This is a genomic window from Tissierella sp. (genome assembly GCF_031460495.1).
GTDB lineage: Bacteria > Bacillota > Clostridia > Tissierellales > Tissierellaceae > JAVKTS01.
Genome location: NZ_JAVKTS010000001.1, coordinates 456,155 through 476,445, shown reverse-complemented (window position 1 = coordinate 476,445; position 20,291 = coordinate 456,155). Strand labels below are relative to the sequence as shown.

Annotated in this window: 17 protein-coding genes; all 17 read right to left on the bottom strand. The window is 32.6% G+C overall.

Annotated elements, in window-relative coordinates; genetic code table 11:
- Nucleotides 1-55 precede the first annotated feature (55 nt).
- Nucleotides 56-1,465 carry a dipeptidase gene (locus tag RIN63_RS02230; protein WP_310443023.1) on the bottom strand — a complete coding sequence of 470 codons (1,410 nt, stop codon included), beginning with the start codon at nucleotides 1,463-1,465 and terminating at the stop codon, nucleotides 56-58.
- A gap of 21 nt (nucleotides 1,466-1,486) precedes the next feature.
- The gene (locus tag RIN63_RS02225) at nucleotides 1,487-2,404 is read right to left on the bottom strand and encodes an LD-carboxypeptidase (RefSeq protein ID WP_310443022.1); all 918 of its coding nucleotides are present in this window, start codon (nucleotides 2,402-2,404) and stop codon (nucleotides 1,487-1,489) included.
- A gap of 28 nt (nucleotides 2,405-2,432) precedes the next feature.
- Nucleotides 2,433-3,257, bottom strand: a complete 825-nt coding sequence (locus RIN63_RS02220) for an SH3 domain-containing C40 family peptidase (RefSeq protein WP_310443021.1) — start codon at nucleotides 3,255-3,257, stop codon at nucleotides 2,433-2,435.
- A 20-nt stretch (nucleotides 3,258-3,277) separates the two neighbouring features.
- The gene (locus tag RIN63_RS02215; protein ID WP_310443020.1) at nucleotides 3,278-4,060 is read right to left on the bottom strand and encodes a serine hydrolase; all 783 of its coding nucleotides are present in this window, start codon (nucleotides 4,058-4,060) and stop codon (nucleotides 3,278-3,280) included.
- 106 nt (nucleotides 4,061-4,166) lie between these two features.
- On the bottom strand, nucleotides 4,167-5,258 hold the full coding sequence (locus RIN63_RS02210) for a peptidase C39 family protein (RefSeq protein ID WP_310443019.1): 1,092 nt from the start codon (nucleotides 5,256-5,258) through the stop codon (nucleotides 4,167-4,169).
- A 50-nt stretch (nucleotides 5,259-5,308) separates the two neighbouring features.
- Nucleotides 5,309-6,253 carry an ATP-binding cassette domain-containing protein gene (locus tag RIN63_RS02205; RefSeq protein WP_310443018.1) on the bottom strand — a complete coding sequence of 315 codons (945 nt, stop codon included), beginning with the start codon at nucleotides 6,251-6,253 and terminating at the stop codon, nucleotides 5,309-5,311.
- Nucleotides 6,246-7,295, bottom strand: coding sequence for an ABC transporter ATP-binding protein (locus RIN63_RS02200; RefSeq protein ID WP_310443017.1), 1,050 nt, complete (start codon nucleotides 7,293-7,295; stop codon nucleotides 6,246-6,248). Before RIN63_RS02200 ends, RIN63_RS02205 begins: the two co-directional genes overlap by 8 nt.
- 10 nt (nucleotides 7,296-7,305) lie before the next feature.
- Entirely contained in the window at nucleotides 7,306-8,274 is a 969-nt protein-coding gene (locus tag RIN63_RS02195; protein ID WP_310443016.1) for an ABC transporter permease, read from the bottom strand.
- The gene (locus RIN63_RS02190; RefSeq protein WP_310443015.1) at nucleotides 8,274-9,218 is read right to left on the bottom strand and encodes an ABC transporter permease; all 945 of its coding nucleotides are present in this window, start codon (nucleotides 9,216-9,218) and stop codon (nucleotides 8,274-8,276) included. Before RIN63_RS02190 ends, RIN63_RS02195 begins: the two co-directional genes overlap by 1 nt.
- Before the next feature lie 167 nt (nucleotides 9,219-9,385).
- Nucleotides 9,386-11,245, bottom strand: coding sequence for a peptide ABC transporter substrate-binding protein (locus RIN63_RS02185; RefSeq protein WP_310443014.1), 1,860 nt, complete (start codon nucleotides 11,243-11,245; stop codon nucleotides 9,386-9,388).
- Nucleotides 11,246-11,734: 489 nt separating this feature from the next.
- On the bottom strand, nucleotides 11,735-12,361 hold the full coding sequence (locus tag RIN63_RS02180; RefSeq protein ID WP_310443013.1) for a M15 family metallopeptidase: 627 nt from the start codon (nucleotides 12,359-12,361) through the stop codon (nucleotides 11,735-11,737).
- Nucleotides 12,362-12,443: 82 nt separating this feature from the next.
- Nucleotides 12,444-14,273, bottom strand: a complete 1,830-nt coding sequence (locus tag RIN63_RS02175; protein ID WP_310443335.1) for a sigma 54-interacting transcriptional regulator — start codon at nucleotides 14,271-14,273, stop codon at nucleotides 12,444-12,446.
- Nucleotides 14,274-14,381: 108 nt separating this feature from the next.
- Complete coding sequence (locus tag RIN63_RS02170; RefSeq protein ID WP_310443012.1) at nucleotides 14,382-15,179, bottom strand: M55 family metallopeptidase; 798 nt, start codon at nucleotides 15,177-15,179, stop codon at nucleotides 14,382-14,384.
- A 29-nt stretch (nucleotides 15,180-15,208) separates the two neighbouring features.
- Entirely contained in the window at nucleotides 15,209-16,384 is a 1,176-nt protein-coding gene (locus RIN63_RS02165) for a M20 family metallopeptidase (protein ID WP_310443011.1), read from the bottom strand.
- Nucleotides 16,385-16,394: 10 nt separating this feature from the next.
- A complete protein-coding gene (gene alr, locus RIN63_RS02160; protein ID WP_310443010.1) occupies nucleotides 16,395-17,543 on the bottom strand; it encodes an alanine racemase in 1,149 nt (382 codons plus the stop codon).
- A gap of 38 nt (nucleotides 17,544-17,581) precedes the next feature.
- Entirely contained in the window at nucleotides 17,582-18,844 is a 1,263-nt protein-coding gene (gene lysA / locus RIN63_RS02155) for a diaminopimelate decarboxylase (RefSeq protein WP_310443009.1), read from the bottom strand.
- 232 nt (nucleotides 18,845-19,076) lie between these two features.
- On the bottom strand, nucleotides 19,077-20,264 hold the full coding sequence (locus RIN63_RS02150) for an anaerobic nitric oxide reductase flavorubredoxin (protein WP_310443008.1): 1,188 nt from the start codon (nucleotides 20,262-20,264) through the stop codon (nucleotides 19,077-19,079).
- Between the last annotated feature and the right edge of the window lie 27 nt (nucleotides 20,265-20,291).

Below are 20,291 nucleotides of genomic sequence, written 5' to 3'. Positions count from 1 at the left end.
ATCAAGATACCATTTTTTATTTCATCTAAATATTTAATTCATCATAGCTTAAATTCTATTTAATATAAAATATCCTTGTTGATCTTTGAATATTACCTTCAATATCTGTGATTTCAAAGGTAACTACATGAAATTTTTCCTTTAATCTTTTATTTATCTTTAAAGATAAAGTAGATGTGCCTTTATTATAATTAGCATTATATGAAATTCCATCTACAATTATCCTAGATTTGATTTCATTGATTTCTATCAAATCTTCACTTTCTATCTTTGCACTTAAGAAAGGAGCTGAATCTGATACAATCTCTCCCATCTTGTGATAGGGCATTATATACATTTTGTTATCAATTTCTCTTATCTTTCTATCACTTAAATCCTCAACCTTCTTTAGTACTCTTAATACATTCTTGCCTAATATTTTTTCTATATCTTCCTTTTTATAGCCTCTTGCGATCAATTCATCGGTTACGTTATACAATTCCGAAGAATCCTTTAAATCAGTAGGTAATCTAGCACCATCAAAATCAGAACCTATGGCAACATGATCAATGCCTATTAAATCTACTACATAATCTATATGATCTACATAATCTTTAATATTTGCTTGATTTGATTTTGTCAAAAATCCTGGATACAGAGCTATTCCTATTACTCCACCATTGTTAGCTAAAGCCCTTAATTGTTTATCAGTTAAATTTCTAGGATGATTCTTTAGAGAATATACACCTGAATGAGTTGCCATTATAGGTGATTTCGAAGTGTTTATAACATCCCAAAATGTACTTTCAGCCATATGGGAAACATCGATTATCATTCCTAGTCGATTCATTTCTAAAACCACTTTTTCTCCTAATTTTGTAAGTCCTCCTGATGATGGAGTTTTTGACATGTCATTATAAGTTCTATCAGCACCTTCCCCTAAAGCATTTGAAAAGTTCCAATTTAAAGCTATAGCTTTAATTCCTAAGTCATTATATTGCCTAAGCAACTCCAAGGACTCATCTCTATCCAAAGAATATCCTCCTTCAATAGTTGGAACTGCTGCAATCTTACCATCATATAAGGCTTTTTCTATATCTGATAAAGATTTTGTAATCTTAAATGTATCCCTATTGTTAGCTTCAGTCCAATATAATGCATTGATAAGTGATAAAGTTCTACTTATACTTCTTTGTGTATTGTCCTGATATCCAGAAGTATATGCGGCAAAAAACAGTACATTTAAGCCGCCCTTCTTCAATTTAGGAATATCTATATGATTATCTGTATCGTATTTTAAATCTAATGTAGGCAGCCAAGTCTCTTTGTCAATAACCTTCAGCATAGTATCATTGTGACTATCAACTACTATTGATTTAAAGTGGACTTTGGAAATATCTTCTCCACCATGGGCAAATCCAAAAAGAGGATATAAATAAAATAACATTGAAATCATAATAAAGCATAATATCAATCTATTTCCCATCTAAACCCTCCTTCTTAATAATTATTCTAATATAATCAATTCTTTTTTATCTGCGTCAAGCTTAGCCTTCAAACCCAATAGCAATGTAACCATTGGGTTACAATGTCCTGCCCTAAGATTAGCTATGCTAGGCTTTCCTGCTGGCTTTATATGATCTCCTATTACTTGTTCTAGACTCAAACTTTCATCATATTTTTGTGGCTCACAATTTTTAAAGTCTCCAAGTATAATTCCTTCTGCTTCATTTAATTTACCTGCTAATCTCAATTGATTTAGCATCCTATCTATCCTATAGGGTTCTTCTCCTATTTCTTCAATGAATAAAATCTTTCCCTTTACATCTATTTCATAGGGAGTGCCAATTGTAGCTGCAATTAAAGACAAGTTCCCACCTATTATACTTCCTTCAGCTATACCACCATTAATAGTGATTATTTCTTCTCCTGGAGGATTGGATATTATACCCACAACTTGAGGATCCATTATGGCTCTAAATAAACTGTCCTTAGAAAATTCAGAAAAATCATCTATCATATCTGATGAAACCATTGGTCCATGATATGTAACCAAGCCAGATATTTGAGTAAAAGCTATATGAAGGGCTGTTATGTCACTATATCCAACAAAAACCTTTGGGTTGTTTTTTATAGCGTCATAATCAATTAAATCAAGAATCCTCGGGCTTCCATATCCACCTCTCATACATATAATTCCATCTACTTCTTTATCCATAAACATTTGATTTATATCTTCTGCTCTAAGAGAATCATTCCCTGATAAATATCCATATCTTCCATAAGGACTTTTCCCCATCTTTACTTTAAAACCCATTTCCACAAGCTTATCATAAGCTTTCTTGATATTTTCCTCTGAGGTATAACTAGATGGTGCTACAATCCCTATTGTATCTCCTAATTTTAGCATTCTCGGTTTAATCATTAGACTCTCCCCTCTATGAGATCTTAGTTTAGAAAATTGTACCTATATCTGATATTGTCTTTGCTAAATCCTCTTTGTAATCTTCATGTTTTGGATTTAAGCTATTTATTTTTACTCCATTGATACTTGAGCTTGAATGGATATATTTGTCATCGCCTATATACATGGCTACATGCCCTGGGAAAAACAATAGGTCTCCCGCTTTTATTTGCTCTATACTTATTTTTTTCATATATTCATCTTTGCGCACTGCATCTCTATAGATTATGATTCCATTTAACATATAGGAAATGGAACACAAGCCTGAACAATCTAATCCCAAGGGACTCTTTCCACCCCATCTATATTGGGTTCCTAAATAATACATGGCAGTTTTAACTAAATTATTCCTCAGTAAATCTTCATCTTCTATATTATAGGATGTAATTTTGTCAGCTATAAAACTAGTTCTAACCCACCCTCTACTTTGATCAGCTAGTTGAATTTCTGACCAATTATCTACTTCCTTTCCAGTAGCAATTACTACGGCACCTCTCGTTAAGACTTCTTTTACATATCCTTTATAGCTTGGGTCTGGCATTACATCAACTATATTATGGTTAATTACAGTTTTGGCATTATTCATCCATTCTCTTGACTTAATATCATCCATAATCATATTAGATTTATGAACATAACCATTATAATTATAATGAGTTTCGATATAGTACCATCCATCTTCTTTCTCTTCTAATACCTTGACAAGCATACCGTATAAACCTTCATCAGCCATTTCACTGTCAAATTTAGGATATAGGTTAATTGGAACTACAATTTTACTCAAGATTCCTAGTGTTTGTCCGTGTATATTCAAGTTTATCACCTCATTAGATATTATTTATTTTTGCCTTCAAGAAAATAATCATATACTAGCTTTGAAATTCTTCCTATTGTCCTTTTACCATCTAAATCATTTTTTCCATCTGTTGTAAAGATACCTATTAGATAATCTATGTTTTCTAAATAAAATATTCCTATATCATGATTTAATCCACTTAATTCACCTGTCTTATGAGCTATTGTCTCCTTGTCTAAAATATACCTAGGTAACATATCCCTATGTTTTTGCTTAGATAGTATTTCTATCATGGTTTCACACATCTTAGAACTAAGGATGTTTTTATTATAGATTTTCTCCATAAGAATGGCCATATCTATTGAACTTATCAAGTTTTCTCTACCCTCTTTTGCTGCTTTGAAGTCCATCATCTTTCTTTTCAATACTGTATCCTTAAGGTTTAACTCTTTAGCCCTTTGATTAATATTTTCATAGCCAATCAAATCTATCAAAACATTTGTAGCAGTATTATCACTAAGGATTATCATCAATGTAATTAAATCCACAAAAGAGTATTCCCCTAATCTAAGATCGCTAATGATACTATAGTCTACTCTATCTTCTTCTTTAATCTTAATTTTTTGGTCTAAGGAAAACTTTCCCTTTTCAACTTGATTTAGTGCTTCTACCATGATTAAAATTTTTATTATACTAGCTGATGGGAAAACTCTATTTTCATCATATTTTAAAATCCATTGATTATGAGTTAAATCTTTTATCACAATTGAAACTTTTTGATTTGCAGAGTTTACTTCTTCTAAAATAATGTCCTTTATCATAATCATCACCTATATTATCTTTTTGGGGGAAAGCCCCAAAGCTTAATATTCAAAGGAATTATAAGCTTTAAGGCTTTAATAATTATTAATCTATATTTAATTACCCTTATTCTAATCTTGGGCTTAGAATATATACTATCTTGCTCCATGCTTTTTCAAATCCTGATAGCTGATATTCTCTACGCACTGTTTCTAACTCTGGAGCTGCAGGATCATTAACGATTATATATTCTTCCCCATCTTTTACTGTAAATCCTCTAACTACTATAAGATGTCCACTTGGATAAGTTTGAGGCGCACCTATCAATATATCTTCAGACTTTGTCTTTATAGATGCAATAACAGGTATAGCTTTTGATATTTTTTCTTTTATATCATCTACTGATGTATAACGAGCAACATAAGCATCAAGTCCCTTTGTACCTGCATAAGAAGCATTAAATGACCAATTTCCATATATATTTGCTTCTTTATCTAATACTTTCTTAGCTACTTCTTCAGTATCCATATCGTATCCATAATACTCTAGTACCATGGATAATGAAGTAGGGCTACATATAACATTTCCTATATTTGGTATTAGCATCTGTGTTCTTTCTGGAACATCAAGTTCCACTAGATAATTCCCATCTTCAGCAAAAACCTTCTTAGTTTCTTCTATTAACTTCAGAGCTAGAAATACATTTCTTACTTCTGGACTAGGTGTATCAGGTTCTTTCCGTGTTAATTCTACACAATATTTAACAGCATGAGCACCTTTTTCTAAAAGAACTTCTAATGTATCAATTGACATATTAGCCATCCTATCACTTTGATTGCTTACACTTCCTCGATATTGGCTTTCAGACCACTTTCCATATGAAAACCACATACTCCATTCATCTTCAATCTTCACTTGAATAGATAATTCAATTTCAGTTTCTTTTGGTGTATTTACATTCCATGAAGCTACCAGTTCCTCGAACTCTTCTGTATTTATAACAGGTGAAATGTATTTTCCATAAAGTGCTGAATCTTCTAAGATTATTTCACTCTTATCATTTATCTTAACATTTTCATATTCTCCAATTTTAAAATCTTCTTGTCTATTAATGATTAATCCATCTGAATAAGATACTTCCTTTGATATCTCAATCTTGTTGCAACCACTAAGCAATAGTGCCACCCCCGTTAACAAAATTATTAGTTTCTTAAACACACAGACTCCCCCGGTCATAGAATTATTTACTATGCTAAACCTTTAAGCCTTTATTTATTTAGGATATTCATATATTCTTCTATTTCTTTATCATTAGCTAAGATAAAATGTTCAGCTTCTATTTCTACCCATTTTGGTGGGTTGTTTTCATAATCATGACAACTAGGATCATAGACCTCTAGTACTTTTTCTTTTTCTTTCCTTGGATCAGGCAATGGAATTGCTGAAAGCAAAGATCTTGTATAGGGATGTAATGGGTTCATATAAAGCTTTTCAGTTTCAGCTAGCTCTACTATTTTACCCTTGTGAATTACAGCTACCCTATCTGTAATAAAGCGGACTACAGATAAATCATGAGCAATGAATAAATATGTTAATCCTTTGCTCTTTTGTAATTCTGATAATAAATTAAGTACTTGGGCACGAATAGAAACATCAAGCGCTGATATTGGTTCATCAGCTATAATCAGTTCCGGCTCCATAACTACAGCCCTAGCAACGCCTATTCTCTGCCTTTGACCTCCTGAAAACTCATGTGGAAAACGGCTGAGAAACTCAGGCAACAATCCAACATCTAGTAATGCCTTTTCAACTTTTTCTTTTCTTTCTTCTTCATCTTTATAGTTTTTTATATTGTATAGTCCTTCAGATACAATATAATCTACCTTTGCTCTTTCATTTAGGGAAGCCATAGGGTCTTGGAATATCATTTGAACTCTCTTAGTTACCTCTTTATCTAATTCCTTATCTATTTTTCCATTGATTTTCTTTCCCTTAAATATTATTTCTCCCCCGGCTGTTTCATTGAGTCGTATAATGGCTCTCCCTATTGTGGTCTTTCCAGAACCAGACTCTCCTACTAGTCCAAAGGTTTCTCCCTTATAAATATTAAAACTTACATCTTCCACTGCTACAAATTTATTTTTCTTTCTTTTTCCAAATTCTACCCTTAGGTCTTTTACCTCTAATAAGACTTCTTTTTGGTTATTAGGCATTATTTCTAACCTCCCACTGTTGTCTTAATATATTTATGGATTCAGGTGGATTTACCTTTGGAGCCCGTGGATCTAGTAGCCATGTCTTTGCTTTATGTGTAGGACTTACCTGAAAATATGGCGGTCTCTCAACAAAGTCTATTTTTAGGGCTCTAGGATTTCTAGGCGCAAAAGCGTCTCCCTTAATCTCATAGAATAAATTTGGTGGAGTACCCTTTATAGAGAATAAATCCTCCCCTTTTACTCCCAATTGTGGAAGTGACGATAGTAGTGCCCAAGTATATGGATGCTGTCCATTGTAGAATACTTCTTCACATTGACCTATCTCAACTATATCACCTGCATACATAACTGCTATTCTATCTGCAACATTAGCTACAACTCCCAAGTCATGGGTAATATATATTGTAGTTAATTGATATTTTTCTTTAAGATTTTTTAACAAATCTAATATTTGAGCCTGTATAGTTACATCTAAAGCTGTGGTAGGTTCATCACAAATTAATATCTTTGGATTACAAGCAATGGCTATGGCTATGACAACCCTCTGTCTCATACCTCCTGAAAACTCATGAGGATATTGCTTATATCTTCTTTCAGGGTCAGGGATACCTACATCGGTTAATAGTTCAAGCACTTTCTTTTTTGCCTCTTCATTTTTTAAGCCCTGATGCAATTCAACAGCTTCTTGTACTTGCTTGCCTATATTTTTCAAAGGATTTAATGAAGTCATAGGATCTTGAAACACCATAGCAATTTTTTTTCCTCTAATATTTATCCAATCATTCTCTGTTTTATAATTTGAAATATCTTCACCGTCAAACATTATACTTCCAGAGTCTATCCATCCATTACCATCTAGTAGTCCCATAAAACTCTTATTGAAAACTGATTTTCCTGATCCTGACTCCCCTACTATGGCCAAGCTTTCTCCCTCATATAAATCTAAAGAAGTTTCTCTTATGGCAGTTAATGTATCTCCTCTTAATTTAAATTTAATTACTAAATCCTTTACAGATAATATGATCTTTTTATCGTCCATAGTGCACCTCCTATACATGGTTTTTAGGGTCTGCTGCATCAGAAAAAACATTCCCCATCATATAAAACGAAATGGTAATTATAGAAATAACTATTGAGGGAAATATTAATTGATACCTTTGAGATGCAACCATCATAAGGGATCTTCCTTCATTTATTAGGTTACCAAGTGATGGAATACTTACAGGTAAACCAAGACCTATATAAGTTAGGAATACTTCATAACCTATAGTCTGTGGAATAGATAATGCAATTGTCAGCATAATAACTGAAACCAAATATGGAAGTAGATTTTTGGCAATTATCCTCCTTGTAGGAGTACCTAAACATTTTGATGCTAAATTATATTCTCTATCCCTAATGATAACAGTCAAATTTCGTACAAAACGAGCCATATCAATCCAGGATGTTAATCCCATGGCAATGATCATAGTATATAAACTAGGCTTCATTATATAAGTCATTAGAACTAATATTATTGTTTTAGGAATATTGTTAATTACATTGTATATCTCAGTCATTGGCCTATCTAGCCATCTTATATATCCCCACATGGCGCCTACAGTAATGCCTATAACAGCCTCCCAAATACCTACTGTTATACCTATCATCAAGGATGTTCTAGACCCATTCCATATACGGGACCAAAGATCTTGACCAATTGAGTTGGTGCCAAACCAATGCTCTGAACTAGGAGAATTGTTTGCAAGTGGCAACCTGGTTTCAGGGTTTATATGAATTTCAGTTGGTGACTTTTGATTAGGTAAATAAGGTTGAATTATAGTGAATACCAATATTACGGCCATTAGAGTTAATAGGAAAACAGCTAATCTATTTTTTATAAAAACCTGCCAAGTAGAACGCCAATATGAGTAGTTTGAATAACCTCCACGTTTAGCTTCTTCTTCATTGTATTCTGCAAACTGGAACAAATCTTCGTTTATAGAATCAGTTAATTTATTTACTACACCTTTCCCCATTATCTAGCGCCCCCTTTTTTCTGTAAATTTATACGAGGATCAAATAAGGCCATCAGTATATCTCCTAAAAACAATCCAACGATACCTATTGATGAGTATACAAGTACTAAGGCTTGCACTAAAGTGTTATCTTGCCTTTTAATTACTTCTACAAGTAATCCACCCATACCAGGAATCGAATATAGTGATTCAATATATATTGAGCCAGCTATAGTAAAAAGTATTGCAGAAGGTAAGTATTGTGCCATTGGTACGAATGCATTACGAAATACATGCTTTACCATTATTTGTTTGCTTTTTAAGCCTTTGGCTCTAGCTAATTTGACATAATCTTTATTTAGCTCATCTACCATATAGCGTCTCATCCACATAGCATAGCTTGCAATTCCTCCTAAGGACATTGATATTACTGGTAATATCCATGTTTTAGGCTTATCTATGTCAAACAACATTGGTAATTTAAAAATACCTGTTACATATAATTGCAAAAATAAAAAATATACTGCAGCTGGTACCGCTCTTATAAAGACAACATATCCTGTCCCTAACTTATCCCAGAATTTATTCTTATTTCTAGCCATGGCTATACCCAAAGATACTCCAAGTAATAGAGATATCCCTATGGCACCTAATCCAAAATATAAGGAATATGGTACTTTATCTTTTATAATATCTAAAACAGGAACCTTAGGTCTAAATGTAATGGATTTACCTAAGTCACCATTTAATAGATCTTTATAAAATCCAATTAATTGCTTATGCATAGGATCCCTAAGACCCATATTAGTCAGTATAGCTTCTCTTTGATTTTCATCTAGCTTTTCATAGGATGCACCGAAATATCCTTCCTCCGGCAATAATCGCATAAGAAGAAAGACTACTGTAACTATTATAAATAGGGTAAGCAAGGATTGTAATAGTCTCTTAATGGAATATTTTAGCATTTTTTTCCCCCTCTTCTCTTTATGTCAACTATATTAAGTATTAAGAAAAATCAAGAAAAATCAAATATCCTTGAACTATGTATTAGTCTAAATACTTTTATTAAGCTATAGTATCTTATTATTTAGACCTAAGGATTACCACAAAGCAACCCTTAGGTCCTATAGTATTATTTACTCTTCTTTAGTGCTTCAGTACGTTCTGCTTCCCAAATTGGAAGTAATGCTTTGAATTCTTCTGAGTTCATAGGTTTTTCCAATATTTTTTGTCCTTTGTATCTTTCTGATGATACTCCAAATGGTGAATACTGTGATTCAAATGGACTTAGTCTAGAAGCTGCATAGCCTCCACCGCCAAGTGCATATGGTATAACAAATGCTTCTCCTATTAAAAATGCTTCTGCTTCAGCAAATAGTTCATAGCGCTTGTCAATGTCTAAAACTTCTGCATTAGCTTTATCTACTAAATTTGTATATGTCTTTTCTCCATTAGCTTCAGTATATCCTTCTACTTTCTCTGGGAAGTTATAAGTTCCGCCAGGTGCGAATGGACCAGTATATGTTTCAGGGTCTGCATAGTCAGGACCCCAGTTGCATTCTAAGAATGCATATTTTCCTGAACGCCTTACTTCTGATAAGAAGTTTGTAGGTGGTTTCGCATCTATTTGAATGTCTATATAATCCTTACCAAGTAAATTTTCCATTTGCTGTTCTATTACTTGAACACGGTTTGCCAATTCAGTTCCACCAGAGTTATATGGCATATATACTATTATTGGGAAACTTGCTTTTCCTTTTAATTCTTCCATAGCTTTATCTCTGTATTCCTTTGCCAATGCTTCATTGAATGAATCATTGCTTGCGAATTCCTTTAGACCTCCCAATTGAGTGTAGTCTACTCCATCTAAGTCAACAAAACTCTTTGGTGTAATAGTATTTGACAGTTTTTGTGCTGGATTATAAGGTTCTGAAGTTGTCATGGCAGATATTCTATCTAATCCATGGAACAATGATTTACGGAAATTAAGATTATTTACAGCAATCTTCCAATTATCTGGTTCAAATGCAGCATCAAATTGAGGATCAAAATTTAAGGCATAGAAAAAAGTATAAAAACTAGTTCTATTTGGTCTAACTAAATCCTTTTTAGCTGGATCCTTCATCCATTCTTCAATTAATGAAGCAGATATATCAGCATAATCTATTTCCCCACGTAAAAACAATTCTGGTGATAGTGTTGCAGCCTCTTGATTATAGGTCATCTTAATCTTGTCTATGAATATATTGTCTTTATCCCAATATTTATCATTCTTCACTAGAATTCTTCTAGTCTGCGGCTCAAAAGTTTCCATTATATATGCACCATTATATAAGAAAAAGCTATTATCCGTTCCAAAACTATCTCCAACTTCTTCTAAGAAGTCTCCATTAACAGGTAGGAAACAAACATAATTTAGCATAGAAAGGAAATACGGTGTGTTTTGTTTTAGAGTATACTCTAGTGTATAATCATCAATTGCCTTTACCCCTACTTGTTCAAAATCGGTTACTTCACCATTATAGAATTCTTCTGCATTTTTTATTACTGAGTAGAATATATTTGCTGTCTGTGATTCATTAGCAGGGTTTAATAAGTATCTAGCAGAATCAACAAAATCTTTAGCTTTAACTTCTGCATATTCTTCACCTTCATGAGTAAGCCATTTTACACCTTGACGGATTTTTAAAGTCCAAACTAATCCATCATCCGAACTACTCCATTCAGTTGCTAAACTAGGTATTGCTACCCCATATTTGTCATAATCAATTAAGTTATCAACCATATTTGCAGCTAAGGCAAATTCATTTGCACTTGCAGTTACTAAATAATTTAGAGTAGTAATTTCTCCTGAGTAAACAGTTGAATACTCTTGTGGCTTAGTTTCTTCTACCTTCTTACCTGGCTTATCACCATCTGGTGTAGTAGTTGGTTTTGAGCAACCTACCAAGATAATCATTATAGCCATCATTAAAGCTACTAATCTTTTCATATTTCTCCCCCTCAATTTTCATTCTTAAATTTCATTGCTTTCTTTACAAAGCTTACACCATACTCTTAATACTTGAAGTTTTCTTCATAAGCAATAAATTTATCAACCTCCTTAACAAGATTACACTTGCTCACTATATTATATTTATTGATTATCAAAATTCATGCTATGATTGCATTATTTATATAATATTGCAAGAATTATGCCATTTTAAGATTTTAATCCTAAAATTCCAATAAGACTTAATGAATTGCATATTTGCAAAGTTTAGATAATACAATTTTATTAGAATAATCTGATTATTCTAAGCGGTGCAATTTTGTTTTTCCGAATTCTCGTAATCTAGGTAATATATATCCATCTATGATTCAAGCTATATATCTCAAGTTATTATAATATCTTCTTTGTTATATATTATAATACTTTTAATCTTCTTTCCAAAATCCGGACAGCTTCCGAATTTTAGGAAAAAGGCTAATTGTTGCTGCATCATAAAAATTCTTCTAAAGCTATATCTAAATATGGATTAGGAGTTTCTATACTATCTACAAAATGCCACCATTCCCCTTGGTGAATTTCAAATCCTAAACCCAACATAACTTCCATGAGGAAATTTACATTTTTTCTTGCTTCTAAAGTCATATGTTCATATGTTGGTGATGCTTTTTCTGTAAAATCATCAAACTCACTAGGCATTTCAAGTTCCTTGCCATCCTTATCTACTAATGTTATATCTACTGCCATTCCGTTATTGTGCCTTGGACGAAAACCTGATGTAATTGGTTTATCAGGTGGCTTTGCCACAAAAGGAGTATTTGGATATGCTTCATAAAATGCTCTTTGTATATTAAGTGGTCTATATGCATCCCAAACTTTTATAGAATAGCCTTTTTCTTTGAATATATTGTTGGCTTTTACTAACTTTTCCCCAGTTTCTCTTCGTATAGCACATACCTTTACTGGATAAAAACACTTTTCAAAGAAGTTATCAGCAGTAGCATATTTTAAATCAATAATAAAGCTATCATCTAAATCAGTTAATAAAACAAGTCCTTCTATTTGTCTTATAATTTTACCATTACTTAACTTAACATATTGGATATTATTCTCTTTCATATTTCCCCCTATCTTATCATTAGCTTATAAAAACCAAATAAGGTTAATTGTCTAAGGCTAATAAACATAATTTTGACTTAAGCTACTCTATGTTGTATTTTTTTATCCTTTCATAAAAAGTTGTTTTGCTTATATTTAAAGCCTCTATTGCCTTCTTCTTATCTCCGCCATAGAAAGATAATGTATTTTCAATTGCTATTTTCTCTTGTTCTTCTAAGAATTGTCTTAAAGGTAAAATGCTATGGTCCATACTTTTGTGTCTATCTATTTTTAAGGTTATATGCTTAGAAATTATATTATTTCCTTCAGCTAAGTTTACTGCTCTTTCTAGTATGTTTTCTAACTCTCTTATATTGCCAGGCCAATCATATTTTAATATTAAATTAATTGCCTCAGAGGAAATTCTCTTATTTTCACAGCCTATTTCTTCACATATTCTAGGTAATAGAAGTTCTATCAATAAATTTATATCTTGCTTTCTTTCCCTTAATGGTGGTATCCAGATGGGAAATACATTGATTCTATAATATAAGTCCTCTCTAAAATTACCCTTTATCATTTCTTCTTCTAAATTTTTATTAGTGGCAGCAATAATGCGAATATTTACTGTAACTTTTTCTGTTCCACCTACTCTATAAAAACTCTTTTCTTGAATTATTTGCAATAACTTAACCTGTAAGTTCTGAGAAATATCACCAATTTCATCTAAAAATATGGTTCCTCCATTAGCAATTTCAAAGAAGCCTTTCTTTCCATCATTTCTAGCTCCAGTAAATGCACCTTTTTCATATCCAAACAACTCGGACTCCAATAAATTTTCAGGTATTGCACCACAATTTACATGTATAAAAGGCTTATCCTTAAGCTTGCTATTTTCATGGATCGCTTTAGCCAATATGGTTTTTCCTGTTCCACTTTCTCCTAATATCAATACATTTGAATTAGTTTTAGATGCTTTCAAAGCCATTTTCTTTACATGCTCTATTTGTTGACTGTTTCCAACAAAGCTTGGAAAAGTCTTGTTTAATATTTCTCCCTCTAATAGCTGCTCTGCTGCTTTTTCAAGCTCCTTAATAGCATTATCCCTTTCAGCTATAACTGTTTTTATTTGAGAAATATCTTCTACTTTTAAAGCAGCTCCTATTCTTTGCCCTTTATCTTCTACATGTAAAAGGGTACACATAGTTGGGAATCCATTTATTTCTTCAAACTCATCTATGTAAGAAATATCCTTTCCCTTAGCAGCTTCATAAAATTGCTGAATAATTGAATCAGATTTATGAATTTCAAAAATATTTCTACCAATTACATCTAGATTCTCAGTATCTTTTCCCTTGGCTCTATATTGGCTGCCCTTTAATATATCGTTAATACTCTCTCCCCTAGCTGTATATCCCTGGGATTGGTAAAACTTCATCATCTTTGTATCCTTATCTAAAATTACCATATGCCCTATTGCATTGATGTAATTCATGATGTACTCTTCATCTCTTACCTTGATGGATATAATCTTACTTGCAAAATCTATTTCTACTTCTATATCAATTCCTAAAAATGTAGTTTCTAATCTCAAAAATTCTTCATTGTGCCCTTTTTTTAGAAGCTTGAATACAGGTTCATCTACTGATTTTTTATTAAACATACCGATGGCAATTAGTGAATCTCCTATGTCTATATCCTTATCCTTAATACCTAGTACTTTTAAAGAATTAGAATCCATTTTCCCATCATCTTGACCTATGGAATTATCTGCAATAATGACTATATCTCCATTACTAATTTTCCCTTTTTCCTGGTTAATTTGCTGATCATCTCTTATGCCAAATATTTCTTTAGCTTTATCATTATAAACTTGTATTTTTCCTTCCCTATCTATTACAATAAAACCTTCAGACATCATGTCAGTAAACATTTTCACATAAGACTCTGAATTGAAAGACATATAATCACCCTTTAGAAATGTATTATACTATATTGTATCATTTTGGTGTCTATTAAGGTAGTCCTATTAAATGGAATATTATTGTATAAACATCCTTGCTGTCATCAAATCTTGGATATCCTTCGCTACATACTCTACTGTATGATCGTCTATAAGCTTAACTCCGGGATAATATCTTGCTCTATTTGCATCTTGATGTTCCCTAAATCTGATTTCTAATATTAATTCCTTTGGCGATTCTATCTTGCATTCCTTGATTTTTCTAAGCCCTTCCTTTACTCCATTCTTTATGCATTCACATGCATAATCTGGTTGCGTATTAAATGTAGCCCCACCTTCTCCCCATTTTACTGCAACAGTTTCAATATTTGGAACTAACTCCCTTGTATCCTCACAAAGCATTTTATCCCCAGATAAAAATACTACTGGTACTCCATAGTATGCTGATATCAAGGCATTCATTGTAAATTCAGATGCTAGTTTGCCATTTATTTTAGTATATGTTAGTTTTGTAGAATCCATAGTATGAGCTAGTGGATTTCCATTTTGGCCTGCAGCTGAATGATATCCAATGAAAATTGTGGCATCACAAGTTTCATCTATGCCTGCCATCATGGATTCTGGCGAAGAAGTCCATCCCCTTATTATGATTGATTCTTTTGGAAGTCTATTAATATCAATATTTCTTGCTGAATCATGGGCATCCTTTATGACTATTTCTTTTGCACCCATCTCTATTGCTGCTTCACATGCTGCTATAGTTTCCTTTGTCATCTGCTCAGCTGCCCAAGCATATTCACTGTGGCCTAGTTCTGTTTCATTCCAGTTGGTGACCCCAGTTATACCTTCAATATCTACACTAATATATACCTTCATTTTACTACCTCCTTAATTACATTAATAAATTATTTTTTAAGTAATTGAATTAGGGTTTCTGTTTGTAAAATAACTCCTATTTTAATACATTCTTCATCAACCATAAATTCGTCACTATGGATTGCTGCTGTCCATCCCTTAGATTTATTGCCACATCCTAAATTGTAGTATCCTCCTTTTACTTCATTACAGAAAAAAGAAAAATCATCTGCTCCCATACTAGGGAATTCTTTAAAATGAACATTATCCTTGCCTAATATTCTCTCTGCAGATTCATAAAGTACGTCAACGACTTCATCATTATTTATTAGGGCAGGATATCCTTCCTCAAATTCAACAATTGCACTTGCCCCATGTGCTTTTGCTGTGTTTTCTGCTATTTCTTTAATTCTACTCTTAGCATATATCCTTGTTTCTGGGTCTAATGTTCTCAATGTACCTGACATAATAACTTCTGAAGCTATTATGTTATTCTTAATGCCTCCATGTATTTGTCCCAGTGTAAATACTGCTGGTTCTAGAGGTGAAATATTTCTACTTATAAAAGATTGTAAGGCTGTAATCAAATATCCAGATATGACTATTGCATCAACGGATTTCTCTGGATAAGCTGCATGACTTGATTTACCATTTATCTTTATACTAAACTCATTAGTAGCTGCATTCATCTTCCCATATTTTAACTCTACATGACCAACATCCATATAGGGCATTACATGCAATGATAGGGCATAGTCAACATCAGGATTCTTTAAGCATCTATCTTCAATCATTCTCTTTGCTCCACCTATTGTTTCCTCTGCAGGTTGAAAAAATATTTTTACATTCCCTTCAAGTTCATCTTCCATTTCCTTAAACAATCTTGCTACTCCAAGGTGTATAGTGGTATGGACATCATGTCCACAGGCATGCATTATTCCATTATTAACTGATTTAAATGATATATCATTTTCCTCTATGATTGGTAATGCATCTATATCTGCCCTTGCAGCAACTGTTTTCCCTTGATTTTTGCCTCGGATTATGGCTACAACTCCTGTATTTGCAATACCTTGTTTATATTCAATACCCCATTTGCTTAGATATTCGCAGATCTTATTAGATGTTCTCTCTTCATTTTCACTAAGCTCTGGATGCATATGGAAATCCCTTCTTATGTCTACAAGTTCATGAAACAATTCATCGACTCTTTTTTTGATATTCATTTTAGTCTCCTTATCCAATGTAATTAATTACATTTACTATTTCATTATCTTTTATATAAACTCTAGGTGGTCGCATAGAAATTCTTGTGATTATTTCATTCTTGTTTGTTTCTGCTAATTGAGACGCAGTATGAAGGTCTAATGTATTATCTGAACCATCGCCATAGATAATGACCTCATCACCCTCTTTTGCTTCTGCTATATCTGTCAAGTCAACCATACATTGATCCATACAAATTATTCCTATTATGGGTGCTTTCCTCCCATGAATTGTAACATATCCCTTGTCTCTTAAATTTCTAGGGTAGCCATCTGCATATCCAAAGGGAAGAGTACCTATTACACTATCTCTCTCAGCCTTCCACAGGTAATCATAGCTTACACCTTCACCTTTAGTGAGTCTTTTTATATAAGCTATTTTTGTCTTAAATCTCAGAGCTTGTTTTAAATCTAAAGTACCATAATGAAAACCCTTGATACCATATAATATTGCACCAGGTCTAATCATATTCATTCTATATTCTGGATAATCAACTGCTGATATACTATCCTCTATATGTTTGTATTTAAATACAATTCGTCTTTTTTCTAGCTTTTCTATGGCAGTCATGAATCTATTGTACTGTAACTTATCTTCTTCCTTACCAGCCAGTGCAAGATGGGAGAAGATTCCTTCTACATTGATGTTACTTAGTCTACAAATCTTTTCTATTTCATCCAGACTATCTTCACAATCCTTAAACCCAAGTCTATTAAATCCTGTATCATATTTTATATGGACTACAGGCTTTTTACTGTGTTTTATACCTAATTCATTTAAGATTTTAGCCTGTTTATATGAAAATATTGTCTGCACTATATGATTTTTAACAACATGTTCTAAATATTCGTCTGGAGTGTGTCCCATAATAAATATTTTATAGTCTTTAAAACTCTTTCTCAAATCTATAGCCTCACTAAGAGTTGCTACGGCTAAATAGTCTGCTCCATTTTCCATGAGGGTTTGAGCTATTCCAACTGCCCCATGTCCATATCCGTTAGCTTTAACTACTGCCGCTATGGCTACATCATCACCTAGCATTTTCCTAATGCTTTTAATATTGAAAACTATATTATCAAGATTAATCTCAACTAATGTATCTCTCAATATTAATTCCATTCCTTGATTCCTCCAAAATATATTAACTCTATTATATACTATACATCATTCCTTAGTAAATCATCATAAGTTTCTCTTTTTACTATTAATCTATCTTGGCCTTCAGATAACATCACCACAGGTGGTCTTAGAATTCTGTTGTAATTACTTGACATAGAATAATTATAGGCCCCTGTTGATAATACAGCCAACATATCTCCAGTCTCTATCTCTGGAACCTTCAGATCCCAGATTAAAATATCACCAGATTCACAACATTTACCTGCTATGGTTACTGTCTTAGTTAAATCTTGATCTGCTTTGTTCACTATAATCCCTTCGTACTTAGCTTCATATAGGCTAGGCCTTGGATTATCAGGCATGCCACCATCTACTGAAACATAAGTCCGTATTCCCGGAATTTCTTTAATAGTTCCTATTGTATAAACAGTAATCCCTGCCTCCCCTACTAACCATCTCCCAGGTTCTATAATGACCAAGGGACTTTCTAAGTCGTATTCCTTGCACTTTTCTTCAACTTCTTCCATTATGGAATCTGTAAAATAAGCTAAAGGCTTTCTCTTATCATCCTGGGAATAATGTATACCATATCCTCCACCAGTATTTAATTCCTTAGTAACAAAGCCGTACTCATCCTTTACCTTTTTCATTAATTTTGTCATTATGTCAATTGACTTAATATGATTTTTATTATCAGAAATTTGAGATCCTATATGAAAATGAAATCCTAGTAATTCAACAAATTCTAAGCTCATTACCTTTTCCATGGCTTCACTAATTGTTCTATTATCCAATGGTATACCAAATTTAGTATCAACCTGACCTGTTTGAATATATTTGTGGGTATCACTTTCTATTCCAGGACTAATCCTAAATAATATATATGTCTTTTTATTATATTTTCTTCCTATTTCTTCAATTAAATCAAGCTCTCTAAGGTTATCAACCACTATTCTTCCTACATTGTTTTCAATTGCTAATTCTATTTCATCAGAAGTCTTGTTATTTCCATGAAAAATTATATCTTCCATGGGAAAATCAGCTTGAATTGCAGTATAAAGTTCTCCACCAGATACTACATCCATTCCAATGCCTTCTCTTTTAATAATCCTAGCCATTTCCTTAGTTAGAAATGCCTTGCTTGCATATACAGCTCTTGTATTAGGGTATCTTTCTATAAAGTCCTCTCTAATCTCCTTACATCTTTCCTTAATATAATCTTCAGACATTATATATAAAGGTGTCCCATATTTTTTTGCTAGCTTAAAAGTATCACATCCTGAAAACATATAATTGCTCATTTAAACACATCCCCTCTACAAAATGATTTTACTTATTATATAAGCAATAAGTATGCCAAAATATATATGACTAATTCTTAATGTTTCTATAATTTCTACTGAATTTTAGACCCTGTATTTTCCCATTTGACAAACTGTTTTCCGCAATTTCGGATAGAATAAGAAAGGGCAGGTTTCTCTTTCCAATCTTATTGGAAGGAGAAACCTGCCCCTATACATGATTATTTATCTTCTATAGTTTTTCTGCAAAACTCTTTCCAAATTCCTTACATCTTTCCAATGCTTGAGTATCAGGATTCCAAAGTTCTTTTGCTCCACCTTCTATTACTTCAAGTTTTGCTGCTTTTAATGATTCTTCTAATACTCCAACAGATTCACCAGACCAACCATAGGATCCAAAAGCTGCAGCTTTTTTATTCTTAAACCCAATACCTTTTATCATTTCAAGAATTCCACCAGTTGCATTCATAATACCTTTGTTAACTGTAGATGATCCAAACAATATGGCTTTAGCTTTAAATAGTTCCGTTATAACATCATTCTTATCTGTATGAGCTGCATTAAATAGCTTAACAGTTACTGTATTATCTACAGATCTAATTCCTTCTGCAATAGCTTCTGCCATTTTTCTTGTTGCATTCCACATAGTGTCATATACTATTGTAATTTGATTTTCTTGATAAGCATCTGCCCACTCTAAATATTTGTGTACTATTTGCGCTGGATTATCTCTCCAAATAACTCCATGAGATGTAGCTATCATATTTAATGGTAAATTGAAACTCAATACTTCTTTGATTTTATTTGTAACCAACGGACTAAATGGAGTAAGTATATTTGCGTAGTATTTTATAGCCTCTTGGAATAGTTCTCCTTGGTCTACTAGGTCATTATACATTAAGTCTGATGCATAATGTTGACCAAAGGCATCATTGCTAAATAAGATACTGTCTCCACTCATGTAAGTCATCATACTGTCTGGCCAGTGTAACATTCTTGCTTCTACAAATGTTAGTGTTGATTCCCCAATATTCAGAGTATCACCAGTCTTTACTTCTACAAAGTTCCAATCTTCATGATAATGTGCTTTTAGTATTTTAGCTCCATTAGCTGTACAGTAAATTGGAGTATTTGGTATCTCCTTCATAAGTAATGGTAGTGTTCCACTATGGTCTACTTCTCCATGTTGCGCTATTATATAGTCAATCTTGTTTAGGTCAATTTCTTTTTTTAGATTTGCAATAAACTCATCTGCAAAGGGAGTCCATACAGTGTCTATAAGTACATTTTTTTCGTCTTTTATCAAGTATGAATTATAAGATGAACCTCTGTCTGTTGAATATTCATCACCATGAAAGCGCCTTAGCTCCCAGTCAATCTTACCTACCCATGTTACCTTATCTGTTATTTTAAAACTCATCTTATTACCTCCTTATTAATTTTATCT